This window comes from Pantanalinema rosaneae CENA516 (assembly GCF_050753385.1).
Lineage (GTDB): Bacteria > Cyanobacteriota > Cyanobacteriia > Leptolyngbyales > Leptolyngbyaceae > Pantanalinema > Pantanalinema rosaneae.
Window position 1 is genome coordinate 76,718 of record NZ_JBLZFZ010000005.1, and the last position, 15,068, is coordinate 91,785.

Below are 15,068 nucleotides of genomic sequence, written 5' to 3' on the forward strand. Positions count from 1 at the left end.
ACACCTGAGGGGTTAGAGGGTTGCAAGACGGAGTTGTTCTAAAGTCAGGGACGAGGTAACTAATAGTTGAATGGCACTGAAATAACCATCCGAACTGCCCCCCAACCCCCAATACTGGGGGAGCCGAACCTCAAAGTCCCCCAGTATTGGGGGATTTAGGGGGCGATCAGAGTTAAGCATTTCCTTAAGTCAGTGCCATTCAACTAATAGTTTCATAAAATTAAATCCGCCACCTCAATCTAGTTAACTTTGCCGTTCCAAGTTCAGGCTATCACTCTGACCTGTGAGGCTGGTGTACTTATATCAGTCGGTAAAATCTCGCCCACGATCGCGCTCTGGCGATAACCTAACTGATGTAAAGCAGTTAAACAGGCATGAGCACGATCGGCGGGAACAGACGCTAACAGACCACCGGAGGTTTGTGGATCAAACAGGAGGGGAAAGTTGGGATGGGTCGTGGCAAATTCTAGATTTGCGATCGCGGGACTGGCTTGCAGGTTTTGAGCATACAACGAACTGACGATCCCCTGTTGACTGGTTTCTAAAGCACCTGCCAGGGTGGGAATCGCGTCTAACTGCAAGTTTACTGCCACCTTAGCTGCACGCATCATTTCCCCTAAATGACCGAGTAGACCAAATCCAGTCACATCCGTACAGGCCGTCGCCTGGTGCTGCATGAAACATTGAGCCGCCGCCTGGTTGGATTGCAACATGGAATCAACCGCTTGATCAATCCAGCGTCCCTTCGCCTGCCGTTGCATCTGTGCCGCAAACAACGTTCCTGTACCAAGTGCTTTCGTCAAAATTAACATCTGTCCGGGTAACATGCCCCCTTTGCGGAGAATTCCGTCTGGAGCCAGCCAGCCATTACAGGAGAATCCCAACGCTAATTCAGATCCTTCGGTAGTATGTCCCCCAATCAAGACTGTATGGCTTTGTTGCAGTACCGCGATCGCACCTGATAGCAGTTGATACAGAGTTTCCTCAACCTTTGTTGGGGTGCCATAGGGAATCGTGGCGATCGCTAAGGCACTATGCGGACTGGCTCCCATCGCTATCAAATCACTTAAAGCATGGTTGGCGCTAATTTGCCCAAACACAAACGGATCATTAATTAACGCCGTAAAGTAATCGATCGTCTGTGCCATTACCATTCCGACGGGAACTTGAATCACAGCAGCATCATCGGGGGCATCCAGTCCAATCAGAATGGTGTCACGGTTCACCTGTGGTTGTTCTGGCTGAATTCGGGTCAACACTCGCTCTAAAACCGAACTGCCGACTTTGGAGCCACAACCGGCACAGGGGAGAGGGGAGGGGGGAGTGAGAGAAGAGGGGGGTGACATGGGGGGGAGGTGAGAGAACCGTTGCATGAAGCGTCGATCGATCCAATCTTTCCATCGCCACAGTAGGGGAGATTCCCCTGCCAACATGCCGCGTGAGGCGATCGCGGAACCGTTGCCTGTACCAATCAGAGTGAGAAATTGCTGTTGGGGATAAAAGCGTTGCAGAGGTTGATGTTGCAGTGCCCGTTGCCAATTTTGGGAGAGGGGTTTGCCCTGCCGCACCGCGAAGACCCCCGCTTTAGGACGGGGATGGTTAATCATGGTAGCGACATCTCCTGCCGCAAACACCTGGGGATGGGATACAGATTGTAAGCTATCATTCACCAAGATAAATCCATCTTGATTGACGGCTAAACCGGCTTTTGCTAACCAATTTGGGGCAGAGGCTTGGGTAACCCAAATCACATAATCACAGGCAAGCGTAAATCCAGATTCACAGTGCAGTTGTCGATCGTGGACTGTCGTGACCTGCTGCTGCAAATGGTAATGAATCCCTCGCTGGCTCAGTAACCGCCGTACCCGATCGCGAACACAACGATTGTGACTGGGTAACAAATCGGCATCACGGTGAACTAAATGCAGAGTTAAATGCGATAGTGGTTGCTCAGCCGCTTGCAAAATTTGGTGCAAATGCTGTTGTATATTGAAGGCTAATTCAACTCCGCCAACGCCGCCACCGACGATCGCGATACAAATGGGCTGATCGGGATGCTGTTGGATAGACTGAACTAACTGATTCCATTTCTCTAGAAACCGCCGAATGGGTTTAGCCGGTAATACCCAATCCAGATCGGTCAGTTCAGTAGAAATGGCGGGAGTGCTACCGATGTCGATCGATAGTAGATCAAAGGCAACCGGAGGACGATGGGCACAAAGCACCTGATGGTTGTCTAAATCTAAACCGATCGCCTGATCCACATAGAATTGGGCACCCGCAAACTGCGCCAGTGCCCGCAAATCAATATGACAATCATCATAACTATAGAATCCAGCAACATACCCAGGGAGCATACCTGAGTAAGGAGTATCCGAAGCTTCGCTAATTAACGTGAGCCGCACTCCTGACAGGGGATGCATTGCCAACAGGCGCAGTGCGATCGCATGAGAGTGCCCTCCACCAATTAGGACTAAATCCTGCGAAACTGGTTGTACTTGAGGTTTCATGCTTCAACCCTTGGGATAGCGATTCAGGCATAGATAGCAATGTTCATTATCCCCTGTTTGTCCCTTCCCTAGCTCATCCCACTGTTGTAGAGTCACTCCCGCAAAGAACAGGATGAGTTGACTGGATAATCAGCTTTAGACCAAGCCTTAGACCAGCGATCGCCCAGCATCAGTGGTTGCGATAATGGTTCCGTTGCGCTGGAGCAAATGTTCAATGCCGCTCGAATATTGGGGATGCTAATGCCCTGCACATACGCGACTAACATGGCTGCCAACGTCTCGCCAATCAAGATCGGAGTCACACCATGTCGGGTAGCAGGGACATGACTCACCTGTTCCACCCGCATAATGCGATCGCCATCAATGATCGACAGATACCCATCTTCATAAATCGCGACTAAGCCACCCTGGCGAACATGTTCCCAAATCACCGGATTGAAGGGATTCATAGAAAAGTAAGCCACCCTGGCACTGGCTCGTTGTGCCAGGTTAACGATCAACGGTTCATCAGCATTCAACACTACATATCCCTGCGGCACAGTGGCTTCTACTACCACACTCTCTACTAGCATCAGGTCATCTACCGTATGCACAAACCCTAATGGGATTTGAGGAGTATCCAGGATCACACTGACATCAACATGGTCTACCGCCAGCCCCGATCGCAGAATGTCCATCATCGAGGTTTCCAAAACAGTCACATCGATCGTGGATCCCTTCGCAGCCTGATTGATCACACATTTACCGGTTCGGGGAAAGATATAGCTGGCCGGAGAAGCCGCAGTCGTATGATGCACACCTCGCCCAATGTAGCGAAACAAATGGGTAGTCAACCGAGCGGTTGTTGTGCGGTAGTGTCTCCCCATAACGGCGATCGTAGGGATTGAGGCTTGAACACCTGGGCTGGCTTCTGCCATCTGTTGTTTGGCCGCTGCCCCAAGCCGGGATAAATCAGCTAAATCCTGGGCTAAATCCTGGGCGGGATATTCACCCCGATCGCATAAACTTTGCACAATATCCACTGCCGCTCTAACCGCAAGCCGTCCGACACGTTCGTCCTGATACTCTACAGCGACCTGATAAACTCCCGCGATCGCGGCGGCACCCGTCCGCCCAAATTGCACCGACATGCCAGCTAAGGTTTGCAATTCCAGCGCTACATGTTCCACTACTTCTGCCAGGGAAATGCCCGATCGTACTCGCTCTAAAAACTCTCCAGGGTATCCCATAACACACCCATGTGTGGCTAACCCAGGCAGGAGTTGGATTAACCCATCATCAAAGCCAACAACTTCATTGGTCAAGATAGTATCTAGTGCTTCTAGATCCAGTCGCAATTCGACCAAACGATGCGAATAAATGCTCCAGTAATTAGGACCGTTCAGGGTTTGAAGTTTAAGAATCTTCATGACTCGGGACTCCGATACAGTAGGGGGGCTAAACAACTGATTCAGTTATCTTTAGCATCGGAGATTTTCCTAATTTTGCCGTCCTGCCAATGAGTCAGCAGATTAGGTGAATCTGTATCCTCCAAGTGGGTGAGTTCCATTGATACTGATGATGAGCACCCGTTGAAAATTTTGGTGCTCTCAATCGTTATGCTCGCAAGTCTGACTCACGTAAAAATTTTTCACCCAGGTGACCCTGGATTCCAGTCATGAATGCCGCTATTTGTACGGCCAGGTGGTGACAACAAAGACGATCGTCGTTGCCAATGCCAGAACAGCTTGAATTAAGTTACCGACCAGGCTACCGACAACAATTCCTAAAGCAGCTTTGGCGGCAGCGACGACATCTCGACGATATAGAAACTCACCGATCGCGGCTCCGAGTACCGAACCGATGATAATCCCCAAAACTGGACTTAAGGGCCCACCCAACGGCACCGTGGGCAGTAGCCCTAAAATGCCCACCACCATGCCGACGACGGCACCAATTTGCCCCCATTTACTGGCTCCGGCTTGTTTAGCTCCCCAGTATCCTGCTAGAAAATCGACTAAAATCCCTACCCCGAACACGACGATCGCAATTGTGAAGGCAATCACGCCGCTATTAAATCCAGTCGCCAGCATCCAGATCAAGGCCGCGATCGCGATTAGACCGATACCTGGAATCACTGGCGCGACTGAGCCAATAATGCCAACTAGCATGAGAATGACTAGACACCAGTAGAGGATGAGCATAGGGGATGGGGGAGATGGGGAGGATAGGGGAGATGGTTAGCAGTTAACGGCGATCGTACTGAGGGTGTGAGTTAATTTCTCAGCGATCGCTTCAATCCATTTTTCGTCCTGGCGAGTATAACTGCGGGGAGCATTGGCACCGAGAATCATCACACCCCGGTTGCCGAGGGGCTGACAGATAATGCCTTGAATATTCTCGGGTAAATAGTTAAATTCAATTCGTCCTGGATACGCTTTGACATCAACCAGGTAAATGGCTTTTTGTTTGTCTACCACCCGTTGCACGATCGCCCCTGGAGTGACGGCTGACTGTTCTGGCAAAATTCCCCGTCGAAGTAATACCTGCCCGTCATACCAAACGATTAGCGATCGGGTAACGGTATTGGTGAGTAATAAATGGGATGCCCAGGCTAACTCCGTTTTGGCGGCTTCCGGTAGATTGGGCTGTAACTCAAATTGTTCTTCTCCGACCAGATCCACACTTTCTGGTAGGCGGGGCTGAATTTGTTGCCAGAGTAACCCTGTCAAGATCAGGACGGCACTCGCAATGACTCCCAGCACATCAGAACGCGCTTGCGAATCGGTCAATCCCAGAGTCAGTAGGCGATTGATAAATAATAGAGTGCCGATTAGTCCACCGACGACGATCGGCAACCGTCGTAAAACCGAATTTTGATCAGATTTAGCCATGCTAGATTTGCCAGATGCCTATATATTCTATCTTGACCCCTTCAACTTCATAACTGGAGGTAGATGTTGCTGGAGTTTTTCAGTTCTGGACTGGTGTCGCTCTGGTTAACGACGGCTGGAGTAAAACCGCCTGCGGTGGCATTGGCGGCATTGCACGATACCCCCTGGGCAGTAGCGATTCCAGGGACAACCGATGCAACGGCGGAAGCGATCGTTCAGCGCTATCTCCAGGGTCTGACCCAAAAAGGGCTAACCTCGACAACACAGGGCATTTGGCTGCAAAGTGGTCCGATGCTGTTGAGCAGTAATCAAGGTAATACGCCCCTTCCAGCCGCTTCATTAACCAAAGTAGCAACGACTCTGGTCGCGCTGCATACCTGGGATTTACAACATCGGTTTGAGACATTGATCAGTACCACTGGCACGATTAAGCAGGGGGTATTACAGGGTGATCTGGTGATTCAAGGTGGCGCAGATCCGATGATGGTCTGGGAGGAAGCCTTTGCGATCGGGCAGGCACTCGAACGGCTGGGCATCAAGAAGGTCACAGGGAACTTGGTGATTGCTGGCACGTTTCTGATGAACTTTGAAACGGATCCCCATCAGGCGGCGGAGTTGTTCAAACAGGCGCTGGATGCCCGAGAGTGGTTAGAAGATGCCCAATACATCTATCACACCTTGCCGCCCAACAGTCCCCGTCCCCAAGTTGAAATTGCTGGTACCATTCAAGTGATTCCGCCTGGTCAGGCACTGACGGCTCCCCAGACTCTCTTACTACGGCATTATTCTCCACCTCTGGTACAAATCCTCAAGGTGATGAATGTGGATAGCAATAATGAGATTTCTGAAACCCTGGCAACCCTGGCGGGTGGGGGTACGGCGGTGGCAGATCGCGCGGCTGAGTTAGCCAATGCACCGCGATCGGAAATTCTGCTGGCAAATGGGTCTGGTTTAGGGGTAGAGAATCGCCTGTCTCCGAGAGCCGTCTGTGCGATGTTTGCGGCAATTCAACGCTATCTACAAGCGCAAAATCTGACGATCGCCGATCTGTTTCCGATCTCCGGTATTGATGGGGGCACGTTAGACTATCGCCAGATTCCTAAGGCGGCTGTGGTTAAAACAGGAACGCTCAATGAGGTCAGTGCTTTGGCGGGGGTAGTCCCGACCCGCGATCGGGGTTTAGTCTGGTTTACGATTATCAATCGCGGTTCTGATATTGAAGATTTGCGGCAACAACAGGACATCTTTTTACAAACCTTACTCAAACAATGGGGCACTGTCACTACCGCCCCGATCGCCATCTCCCCCACCCTACCGAACACTCCCCCTGCCATTACTGCCACCAGCCGTAACGAAGTGTTGCTGCGATCTGCCGTTCAGGCGACCAGCACCTCAGAGTAAGTTGTAAGGATAAATTGCCCTATTCAATTCCACTATTTTTGCTGTAACAAAGTTTTAGAATTGGTATATTCGTACAAACATGGACAGTGTGGGTAATATAAAGTTAACTGTCTAGCTTACATCTGGGGAATGGTATTGATGGAACTCTTCAGTGTTGGACACTCAAATTATGAGATGGAAACCTTTATTTCCTTACTGCGGCAGCATGAGATAACTGCCGTAGCGGATGTTCGTTCACATCCATATAGCCGCTTTTTACCACACTTTAATCAAGTAGCATTGAAAGAGTATTTGGCAAGGGAAGGAATACGCTATGTGTTTCTAGGGCAGGAACTGGGAGCAAGACCTAGTAATCAAGAGTGTTATTTTAACGGAAAAGCTGTTTATGAAAAAATCGCTTCTACTGATTTATTTCATGAAGGGATCCAAAGAATTCTGAAGGGATTGAAAAAATATAGAATCTCTCTTATGTGTGCAGAAAAAGATCCAATAACTTGTCATAGAGCAATTTTGGTCTGTAGATATTTACGGCACTTTAATTTTCAAATTAATCACATTTTGAAGGATGGCGACTTAGAGACTCATACTCACTTGGAAGAAAGAATGCTAATCAAGCATGGTTTTAGAGAATTTTCAGAGATACAAAAAGGGCAGGCTCAACTTTCTTTATTCGCTCAACCTGAAGACAATCTACCGACAAAAGAAGAATGTTTAGAGCGAGCATATCAACTCCAGGGAAATGAAATTGCTTATGTAGATAAAAGGAATGATGTTTATGAACAAACAAGTCAATCTATTCACAATCGGGTTCACTCAAAAGAGCGCTCAAAAGTTTTTTGAAATCCTTAAGAAAGCGGGTGTTAAGCGAGTTATTGATACTCGCTTAAATAATGTTTCTCAGTTAGCAGGATTTACAAAAAGAGCAGATTTAGAATTTTTTTTGAAGACTGTTGGAGATATCGATTATGTCCATATTCTAGATTTAGCCCCAACACAGGATATTCTTGATGAATACAAGAAGAATAAGGGAGATTGGTCGATATACGAACAAAAATTTTTACAGCTTATAGCTAACCGTCAAATTGAGAAAAAAGTTTCCCCAGATTTGATTAATGATGCTTGCCTACTTTGTAGTGAAGCCAAGCCTCACTACTGCCATCGTCGCTTAGTTGCTGAGTATCTAAATGGAAAGTGGGGAAATGTTAATATATGTCACCTTTAAAGAGAATCATTTGTCTTGCTAATTCGTGGAAGTTGGAAGAACGTTGTATTGCTGGTATTGATATTGATACTGGAAGATGGATTCGTCCTGTATGCGATAGCTTGTATCCAGAGAATGGAAAAGTTCCGAGAGCAATCCGACTCATTGAAGGTAAAGAACCAGAACTACTCGATATTTTAGAAATCCCTCTTGCCGAAATTGGGAATGACTTTGGCTTTGAATGTGAAAATCTCTCAATCCTAGCTGGTCAATGGAGATATCTAGGTAAAGCACAGCCCACTGCTCTACTCAAATATTGTGATAGTTTCACAAACATACTTCATACTTCGTGGAAGTATGTTAATCCTTCTTACCTAATAAATCTGCCATTTCATCAACGTCGTACCCTCCAATTGGTGCAAGTTGACAAGCTTTCTGTAGAGCAAAGGACAAGTTCAAAAGGAAATTTAGAGTGGCGCTGCACTATTCAGTCCTCTCATGGTCAACGGTTGACGGGAGCAAAGATTACTGATCCAGTATTCGTTGAAAAACTAGAAGCAGGCTATAAGCCTAAAGAACAATGTTTAGTTACTGTTAGTCTCAGCATACCTTGGGCACCTCCAGATTGGGATGGCGAAATTCCATGTTGGAAGCTGATAGCAGGTGTCATTGAAATTTGATGCAAGGTGGTTATTAACAGAGCGAGTTCTCCTATTTAGATAGATGTAATTAATTTTTCATGCAAGCTAGATTGGCGGCGTGGAGGGAAGCGCCGATTAGTCCGACTTTGGAGTTGAGGACGAGGTGGACGGGGATGCGTTGCATCAGGGGGGTCATGCGACCTTTGTGTAAGAAACTGTCCATGAAGTCACTTTTAATCATTAATGGGAGATTTTTGGTGACAATGCCGCCTGCCACGTATAGACCGCCGAAGGGTAAGAGTTTCAGGGCTAAGTTGCCTGCTTCCGCCCCATAGGCGCGAATAAAAATGGTCATGGTTTCTTCGCTGAGGGGATCGGTTCCCGCGATCGCGGCTTTCGAGATCATTGCTGCCGGATCAACGGTCTTGTTTTTGTGCCCGATCTGCTGTTCCCAGGTATTGAAGAGTTCTGCCATTTCGGGAGATTCGGGGGCATTCCCTCGACTGCGGAGAAATTGATAAATGGAGACAATGCCCATCCCAGAAACAACCCGTTCGATCGACACGCGATCGATGCCATGTTTTTCTTGTAAATAGCGAACTAACTGTAATCCCAATTCTGTTTGCATGGGGAGATCGGCATGGGAACCTTCACTGGGAAAGACACGATAGCCGGTAGCCTCCGGGATGAGAAAGGCTTCGCCTAACCCTGTCCCTGCACCCAACACTGCGATCGGAGCGTCTGGATCATATTCACCGACTTGCAGGGTATGAATGTCGGTATCGGCTAATCCCAAGACTCCGTAGCCGATCGCAGCAAAGTCATTAATCAGCCGCACACAGGGAATATTCAGTTGTTTCTCTAGGGTTCTGGCGTTAAGCGACCAACTGAGATTCGTCAGTTCACAGGTATCGTGGATCACGGGTCCGGCGATACCAAAACAGGCGGCATCAATCTCAAAGGTCTGGACGAGTTTGGCATCGGCTTCGGTTAATAGCTGCCGGACGATCGGGGCTAGATCGGGATAATTCTGGCTGGGGTAAGTGTTCTCATACAATATTGTCTGAATGGGCGGCTGCTTGGCAGTTTTGGCAGGCTGAGACTCAACTAAGCGCAGACTCGTTTTAGTGCCGCCAATATCTCCCGCCAACAAGATGGTCATGATCAATTTACTCCCAGTAATGCAGCATCATGGTGCTATGGTGCAATTAAACTCAATAGCCCATTATCACAGAATACGCTCATCCTTCTGGCGACGACATGACTCCTAAGACGGTATCCACAATCCCTTTTGCTGATCAACGTCCGGGCACATCGGGACTCCGCAAAAAAGTTGCCACGTTTCAACAACCGCATTACTTAGAAAATTTTATCCAGTCGTTGTTTGATTGCCTGGAAGGATTTCAGGGGCAAACGTTGGTAATGGGTGGAGATGGTCGCTATTACAATCGGCAAGCCATTCAAACGATTCTCAAATTAGCCGCCGCGAATGGAGTTGGGCGGGCGATCGTTGGTCAGGGCGGAATTTTGTCTACTCCTGCTGCTTCCGGTTTGATCCGTAAATATCGCGCCTTTGGTGGGTTAATTCTGTCTGCCAGCCATAATCCCGGTGGGAAGAATCACGATTTTGGCATTAAGTACAACATGGGCAATGGCAGTCCGGCTCCAGAGGCGTTGACGGAGGCGATCTATGGTCGGAGCCAGCAGATTCGTGCCTACAAAATTCTAGATGTGCCCGATATTGATCTGGATCGGTTAGGACTGGTGCAATGGGAGGGCATGACGATCGAGGTGATTGATCCGGTCAATGATTATGCTCAGTTGATGGAGTCGGTATTTGACTGCGATCGCATTCATGAACTGCTGACCTCTGGACACTTCCGGATGCAGTTTGATGCCATGCACGCGGTGACGGGGATCTATGCCCATCGCCTTTTAGAACAACGATTGGGTGCGCCGTTGGGAACTGTGTTAAACGGCATACCGTTAGAGGATTTTGGCGGTGGTCATCCTGACCCGAATTTAGTCCATGCCCATGATTTGGTTCAATCCTTGTACGGCAATCATGCGCCTGACTTTGGGGCTGCTTCCGATGGAGATGGCGATCGCAATATGATTCTGGGAACTCGCTGCTTTGTTACGCCAAGCGATAGTCTCGCGATTTTGGCGGCAAATGCGACGTTAGTTCCGGCATATCGACAGGGATTAGCTGGGGTAGCGCGATCGATGCCGACCAGTCAAGCGGTGGATCAGGTGGCTCAACAGTTACATCTGCCCTGTTACGAAACCCCAACCGGCTGGAAGTTTTTTGGCAATCTGTTAGATGCTGGCAAAATTACCCTGTGTGGTGAAGAAAGTTTTGGCACTGGCTCGAATCATGTGCGAGAAAAAGATGGGCTGTGGGCTGTGTTGTTCTGGCTGAATATTTTGGCAGTGCAGCGCCAATCGGTTGCCCAAATTGTGCAAAACCACTGGCGAACCTATGGACGTAATTATTATGCTCGCCATGATTACGAAGTGATTAATAGCGATCGAGCAACGGCATTAATCACTCATTTACAAGCATCAATCCCGACGCTTAAACAACAACCATTTCGGCAATACACTATTCAGTATGCGGATGATTTCAGTTACCGTGATCCGATCGATGGCAGCGTGAGTCAGCATCAAGGAATTCGACTGGGCTTTACTGATGGTTCTCGGATTATATTTCGCTTATCTGGTACGGGTACAGAAGGCGCGACATTGAGGGTTTATTTAGAACGCTATGAACCGCATCCCGATCGCCATAATCTGAATCCACAACAGGCATTAGCTGATTTAATTGCGATCGCGGAATCGGTAGCCCAAATTCAGCAATTTACAGGCATGAGCCAACCTACGGTTATTACTTGATAAATTTAGAAGATATTTTAACCTATATTAAACTGTATGACCCCTAAATTCCCCTTAAACAGTGGGACTATGAGCCTATCTCCCCTGTTTAAGCTACTGTGTGCACACAAATCGAGTCTGACTTCGTTGACATCCTTTTAGCCCCCTAAATCCCCCAATTCTGGGGGACTTTGAATCGTTCGGCTCCCCCAGAATTGGGGGTTGGGGGGCGGTTCGCCAGTGCTTTGGCTAGATTTGATCACTTATGTGTACACGGTAGCCTCTTTTTAAGGGGACTAGGGGGATCTTTGAGTGTTTAATAGGACAGAGAAATCCTTTAAAACATCCTCTTAACCTAGTTCAAAGCTGGTAACACCAAAGATATGATGTAGTTGCAGACCTGGAAAGCTACCTGTATACATTCGGGCGGTTTCAAAGATTAATTTCATCCGATATTTTTCTGCTAAAAGCACCGCCTGTTGATTCGGTTCAGGCACATCTAAATAAATGGGTTGCTCAGGTTTGACCCTGGATTTCAAAGCGAGAAAGAGGGTTTCAGCCAACTCTGAATTATCGGCAAATAAGGGTCCAATTTTGTAACCCGATCGACAGGGGCGAATCATGCCATACCCCACCAAATTGTCCCCTTCAAGAATTCCTAACGCGATACTTTCGGGTTGATGCAGCCACGATCGAAGAAACTGCGATCGCTGATCTGGAAAAAAGGGGCGATCATACTGTTCAACCAGCTCAAACGGAACTTGAGATAAAGGAATGATCTCGGAGTTCTTTGGGTCACTACCACCGCTAATTCCCTCATAGCGAATGTTGCGATAAGCCAGTTTGAAACCCGATTTTTGATAATTACGTTGTTGGTCAACTACCCCATCTAGTCCAATATTTCGTCCAGCTAAATAGTTAAGTGCTGCATTCCAGAGTTGTATGCCATATCCCTGTCCCCGATACTCTGGTTTAACAATATAGAATCCGAGAAATCCAAAGGTATCCCCATACTTAATAGCTGAAATTGTTGCGATCGGTTGCTGGTTAATTTCCCCAACTAAAAACCCTTGTGGATCGGCACTATAGAAGCAATCAGCATCATATAACCCTGGATTCCATCCTTCTGAAGCTGCCCACTCGATCGCTAAAGCAGCCTCGTCACGAGTCATGCTTCTAATCACGTAATCTGATGATTTCTCTTGCATTCAGCCCTCCATAGTTAAATTTAGCGATGCCAATATGCAGCAATTTTATGGCTTGAATTCGCCAAATTTAACTTTTTTAAGTTGTTCGTAGCGATTTTGTAATTCTCGTAAATTCCGTTCAATTAAAGGAAAGAGATTGGCAGGATAAGGTTCATTCATGTCAACTGGATTAACTTGGCACAATTCATCAATTGTTCGGATCGTTTTATAAATAGCGACATGCTTAATAAACTTCACTAGTTCGTTGATTAACTCTCTACTGTTAGCAGAATTTTCCGCCAAATGAATTTTTGACTCGATAATCTCAACAATTTCCTGATGATTTTTGAGAATGAACTCCTGCTCGATCGCGGCACTAGCCGATTCTGGCAAAACATTGTTTTCAGGACTTAAAGATTTGATGCGCTTCCACATCACATTATCTTTTTCTAATCTTAAATAGATCGGCCAGTAGAACTCAGAAATTTGTTTCTCAATAAACTCTAGTTCGGCGTTATATCGCTCCATCGCTAGTTGATTTTCTAACTCAGCAATCTGCCGCTTTTGCTGATTTTCCAGTTCAGCAATCAGTTGCCGTTGCCGAGATTTTTCATTCATATCATTCTTGAACATCTCAAGTCGCTTATTCAGCCAATACCCTGCCACTAAAACAATGCCACCCAATAAAAGCTTATCAACTATTAATTCAACTAACTTTTCAGAAATAACCATGTCTCATGTTTCCTTTAAGAATGCTTGACTTTAGGTTAGGTAAGGCGATCGTGCTATGGGTAAAACTGGCGTAAATGAGGTTTTTGAATACATCTGTCGTTCTTTGGATTATCTTGCCAATATTCTACTAAGCTCAAGTGCTTATTCTCATATTTATAAACAGTTCGGGAAGCAATAGTCCCAGCAGAAGCATTGCAAGGTAAGCTTACCTGGAGTTTTTGGGTATTAGCATCATAAAAAAGTCTATACATAAGCGTTTCTGTAGTTCTATAGGTGTAAAACTCTCCAGATTTGCTAATAGCTCCAACAGAAAGCTTTAATGCATCGGTATCAATCCCTTCCTGCTCAGTATAGATAAAGAGGCTATAGCTATTAATAATAATTCCACGACCACAACGTAGCCGAAGCAGATATACACCCGGCTCCACTTGAATAGGTGGCATAAACTCAAAAGCAAGAAGATCTACTTTGCCATCCTTAGGCATTGGGTAATTAGAGACATTGACTTTCCCATTTTCGAGCTTTGGGAGAGTTAAACAGGCAGATGCCATCCGGCGAAACTTAGGTTTTTCTTTAAGAACTGAATCCCGTAAACTCCCAAATTCAGGACTTCCATACCGCAGCACATATTCCATGACATTTTCAACTGGAGCATTGCGAGGATACTGTTCTAGATAGTCTCCATAAGTCAATATTGTTTTTTGAGTTTGAGGAAAGACTGAGGTTGTGGGGTTTGCAGGTAAGTTGTGTCGCTCAGTGTTTTGACAACCCCACAGTAAGGTGATCCCAAGTCCAATAGCACAAACTATCAGCCATTGAAATGTCTTGGGATCTTTCATAACTTCACGGTTTCAAACATCACTGATTGATGCCCTAGCGATCGCGGAAATTACCATTACAGCAACTTAAACGATCGGAAAAAAGTATCTACTGAGTTGGACTGGTTCGCGATCTTTCCGGTTTGCTTCGCGGCTAAGAGATAGACCCGTTGTTGGACGCGATACACTCGATAGATAATCGTCTCATTCGCTTGGCTCAGTTGCCATTCCTGCCCTGTCCACTGACCAAAGGTAATTGGATTTTCACTCACAACTTTGAACTGGGTTTGAGCGACCACCTCGTCTCGAATCGCGGCAAATACAGCTTGATCACTTAACGGTTGGTTAGCTGGAAGATCGCCATAAGCTACCACAAACCGGGAACCTTCAGCCTGACTGGCAACCACATTAAATGTCATCGATTTAGCCGCGATCGCCAGCGTTTTCGTCTCTTCACTCATTACCCCCGGAGGCAACCAGATCGAAAACTTGCCTGCCTGGGACACGATCGGTCGCCACTGCTCCCCTGTACTCTGAATTGTGAGATTGGGATCTGTTTGCGGTTGGTTTAACCGATCGATTTCTCGCTCAAACTGGCGATCGCCCTGTTCAAAGAAATCGGGTAGCCCACGCCCAAATTGAGCCACCACCTGTTCTAATTGTCGATATTGAATCGAGCGAATATTATGGCATTGTAACGTCGATCGCAGATTGGCGGGAATGCCAGCCGATAACTGAGTTTTGGCGATCGCGGGAACACTCACGCCTAACCCAACGATGATCCCACTTAGGACTGGGAGTAACCAACGACACTGATGAATGCGTTTCATC

General features: G+C 47.1%; 14 protein-coding genes. 5 read left to right on the forward strand and 9 right to left on the reverse strand.

Annotation, left to right across the window (positions count from 1 at the left end):
* Positions 1 to 263: 263 nt before the first annotated feature.
* From selD to ACN4EK_RS04165, 4 genes are all read right to left on the reverse strand, one after another.
* Entirely contained in the window at positions 264 to 2,510 is a 2,247-nt protein-coding gene (gene selD / locus ACN4EK_RS04150) for a selenide, water dikinase SelD (protein WP_431656223.1), read from the reverse strand.
* Positions 2,511 to 2,602: 92 nt separating this feature from the next.
* A complete protein-coding gene (locus tag ACN4EK_RS04155) occupies positions 2,603 to 3,919 on the reverse strand; it encodes a cyanophycin synthetase family protein (protein WP_431656224.1) in 1,317 nt (438 codons plus the stop codon).
* 258 nt (positions 3,920 to 4,177) lie between these two features.
* Positions 4,178 to 4,693, reverse strand: a complete 516-nt coding sequence (locus ACN4EK_RS04160) for a DUF456 domain-containing protein (RefSeq protein WP_431656225.1) — start codon at positions 4,691 to 4,693, stop codon at positions 4,178 to 4,180.
* Between the two features lie 36 nt (positions 4,694 to 4,729).
* On the reverse strand, positions 4,730 to 5,383 hold the full coding sequence (locus ACN4EK_RS04165; protein ID WP_431656226.1) for a cofactor assembly of complex C subunit B: 654 nt from the start codon (positions 5,381 to 5,383) through the stop codon (positions 4,730 to 4,732).
* Between the two features lie 63 nt (positions 5,384 to 5,446).
* Between ACN4EK_RS04165 and ACN4EK_RS04170 the strand changes: the two genes are divergently transcribed.
* The 4 genes from ACN4EK_RS04170 (at position 5,447) to ACN4EK_RS04185 (ending at position 8,665) form a co-directional block, all read left to right on the forward strand.
* Complete coding sequence (locus ACN4EK_RS04170) at positions 5,447 to 6,784, forward strand: D-alanyl-D-alanine carboxypeptidase (protein ID WP_431656227.1); 1,338 nt, start codon at positions 5,447 to 5,449, stop codon at positions 6,782 to 6,784.
* 138 nt (positions 6,785 to 6,922) lie between these two features.
* Positions 6,923 to 7,624 (forward strand): DUF488 domain-containing protein, encoded by a 702-nt coding sequence (locus ACN4EK_RS04175; RefSeq protein WP_431656228.1) that lies wholly within the window; start codon positions 6,923 to 6,925, stop codon positions 7,622 to 7,624.
* Positions 7,560 to 8,006, forward strand: a complete 447-nt coding sequence (locus ACN4EK_RS04180; RefSeq protein WP_431656229.1) for a DUF488 domain-containing protein — start codon at positions 7,560 to 7,562, stop codon at positions 8,004 to 8,006. The genes ACN4EK_RS04175 and ACN4EK_RS04180 overlap by 65 nt, the downstream gene beginning before the upstream one ends.
* Positions 7,994 to 8,665, forward strand: coding sequence for a dual OB domain-containing protein (locus tag ACN4EK_RS04185; RefSeq protein ID WP_431656230.1), 672 nt, complete (start codon positions 7,994 to 7,996; stop codon positions 8,663 to 8,665). Before ACN4EK_RS04180 ends, ACN4EK_RS04185 begins: the two co-directional genes overlap by 13 nt.
* Positions 8,666 to 8,714: 49 nt before the next feature.
* Here the strand turns inward: ACN4EK_RS04185 and ACN4EK_RS04190 are convergent, their stop codons facing one another.
* Entirely contained in the window at positions 8,715 to 9,788 is a 1,074-nt protein-coding gene (locus ACN4EK_RS04190) for a glucokinase (protein WP_431656231.1), read from the reverse strand.
* Positions 9,789 to 9,886: 98 nt separating this feature from the next.
* On the opposite strand from ACN4EK_RS04190, the gene ACN4EK_RS04195 reads away from it, so the two are divergent.
* The gene (locus tag ACN4EK_RS04195) at positions 9,887 to 11,521 is read left to right on the forward strand and encodes an alpha-D-glucose phosphate-specific phosphoglucomutase (protein ID WP_431656232.1); all 1,635 of its coding nucleotides are present in this window, start codon (positions 9,887 to 9,889) and stop codon (positions 11,519 to 11,521) included.
* A gap of 329 nt (positions 11,522 to 11,850) precedes the next feature.
* On the opposite strand, the gene ACN4EK_RS04200 is transcribed toward ACN4EK_RS04195, so the two are convergent.
* The 4 genes from ACN4EK_RS04200 to ACN4EK_RS04215 all read right to left on the reverse strand — a co-directional run bounded on the left by ACN4EK_RS04200 (position 11,851) and on the right by ACN4EK_RS04215 (position 15,067).
* Positions 11,851 to 12,672, reverse strand: coding sequence for a GNAT family N-acetyltransferase (locus tag ACN4EK_RS04200; protein ID WP_431656233.1), 822 nt, complete (start codon positions 12,670 to 12,672; stop codon positions 11,851 to 11,853).
* A gap of 81 nt (positions 12,673 to 12,753) precedes the next feature.
* A complete protein-coding gene (locus tag ACN4EK_RS04205) occupies positions 12,754 to 13,419 on the reverse strand; it encodes a hypothetical protein (protein WP_431656234.1) in 666 nt (221 codons plus the stop codon).
* A 53-nt stretch (positions 13,420 to 13,472) separates the two neighbouring features.
* Positions 13,473 to 14,258, reverse strand: coding sequence for a hypothetical protein (locus ACN4EK_RS04210; protein ID WP_431656235.1), 786 nt, complete (start codon positions 14,256 to 14,258; stop codon positions 13,473 to 13,475).
* Between the two features lie 56 nt (positions 14,259 to 14,314).
* Positions 14,315 to 15,067 carry a hypothetical protein gene (locus tag ACN4EK_RS04215; protein WP_431656236.1) on the reverse strand — a complete coding sequence of 251 codons (753 nt, stop codon included), beginning with the start codon at positions 15,065 to 15,067 and terminating at the stop codon, positions 14,315 to 14,317.
* Between the last annotated feature and the right edge of the window lies 1 nt (position 15,068).

Excerpts from the sequence above, each read along its gene's own strand:
- ACN4EK_RS04170 (WP_431656227.1), top strand. The coding sequence starts at position 5,447 with ATGTTGCTGGAGTTTTTCAGTTCTGGACTGGTGTCGCTCTGGTTAACG.
- ACN4EK_RS04215 (WP_431656236.1), bottom strand. The coding sequence starts at position 15,067 with ATGAAACGCATTCATCAGTGTCGTTGGTTACTCCCAGTCCTAAGTGGG.
- ACN4EK_RS04205 (WP_431656234.1), bottom strand. The coding sequence starts at position 13,419 with ATGGTTATTTCTGAAAAGTTAGTTGAATTAATAGTTGATAAGCTTTTA.
- ACN4EK_RS04185 (WP_431656230.1), top strand. The coding sequence starts at position 7,994 with ATGTCACCTTTAAAGAGAATCATTTGTCTTGCTAATTCGTGGAAGTTG.
- ACN4EK_RS04195 (WP_431656232.1), top strand. The coding sequence starts at position 9,887 with ATGACTCCTAAGACGGTATCCACAATCCCTTTTGCTGATCAACGTCCG.
- ACN4EK_RS04180 (WP_431656229.1), top strand. The coding sequence starts at position 7,560 with ATGAACAAACAAGTCAATCTATTCACAATCGGGTTCACTCAAAAGAGC.
- selD (WP_431656223.1), bottom strand. The coding sequence starts at position 2,510 with ATGAAACCTCAAGTACAACCAGTTTCGCAGGATTTAGTCCTAATTGGT.
- ACN4EK_RS04190 (WP_431656231.1), bottom strand. The coding sequence starts at position 9,788 with ATGACCATCTTGTTGGCGGGAGATATTGGCGGCACTAAAACGAGTCTG.
- ACN4EK_RS04175 (WP_431656228.1), top strand. The coding sequence starts at position 6,923 with ATGGAACTCTTCAGTGTTGGACACTCAAATTATGAGATGGAAACCTTT.
- ACN4EK_RS04210 (WP_431656235.1), bottom strand. The coding sequence starts at position 14,258 with ATGAAAGATCCCAAGACATTTCAATGGCTGATAGTTTGTGCTATTGGA.
- ACN4EK_RS04165 (WP_431656226.1), bottom strand. The coding sequence starts at position 5,383 with ATGGCTAAATCTGATCAAAATTCGGTTTTACGACGGTTGCCGATCGTC.
- ACN4EK_RS04155 (WP_431656224.1), bottom strand. The coding sequence starts at position 3,919 with ATGAAGATTCTTAAACTTCAAACCCTGAACGGTCCTAATTACTGGAGC.
- ACN4EK_RS04160 (WP_431656225.1), bottom strand. The coding sequence starts at position 4,693 with ATGCTCATCCTCTACTGGTGTCTAGTCATTCTCATGCTAGTTGGCATT.
- ACN4EK_RS04200 (WP_431656233.1), bottom strand. The coding sequence starts at position 12,672 with ATGACTCGTGACGAGGCTGCTTTAGCGATCGAGTGGGCAGCTTCAGAA.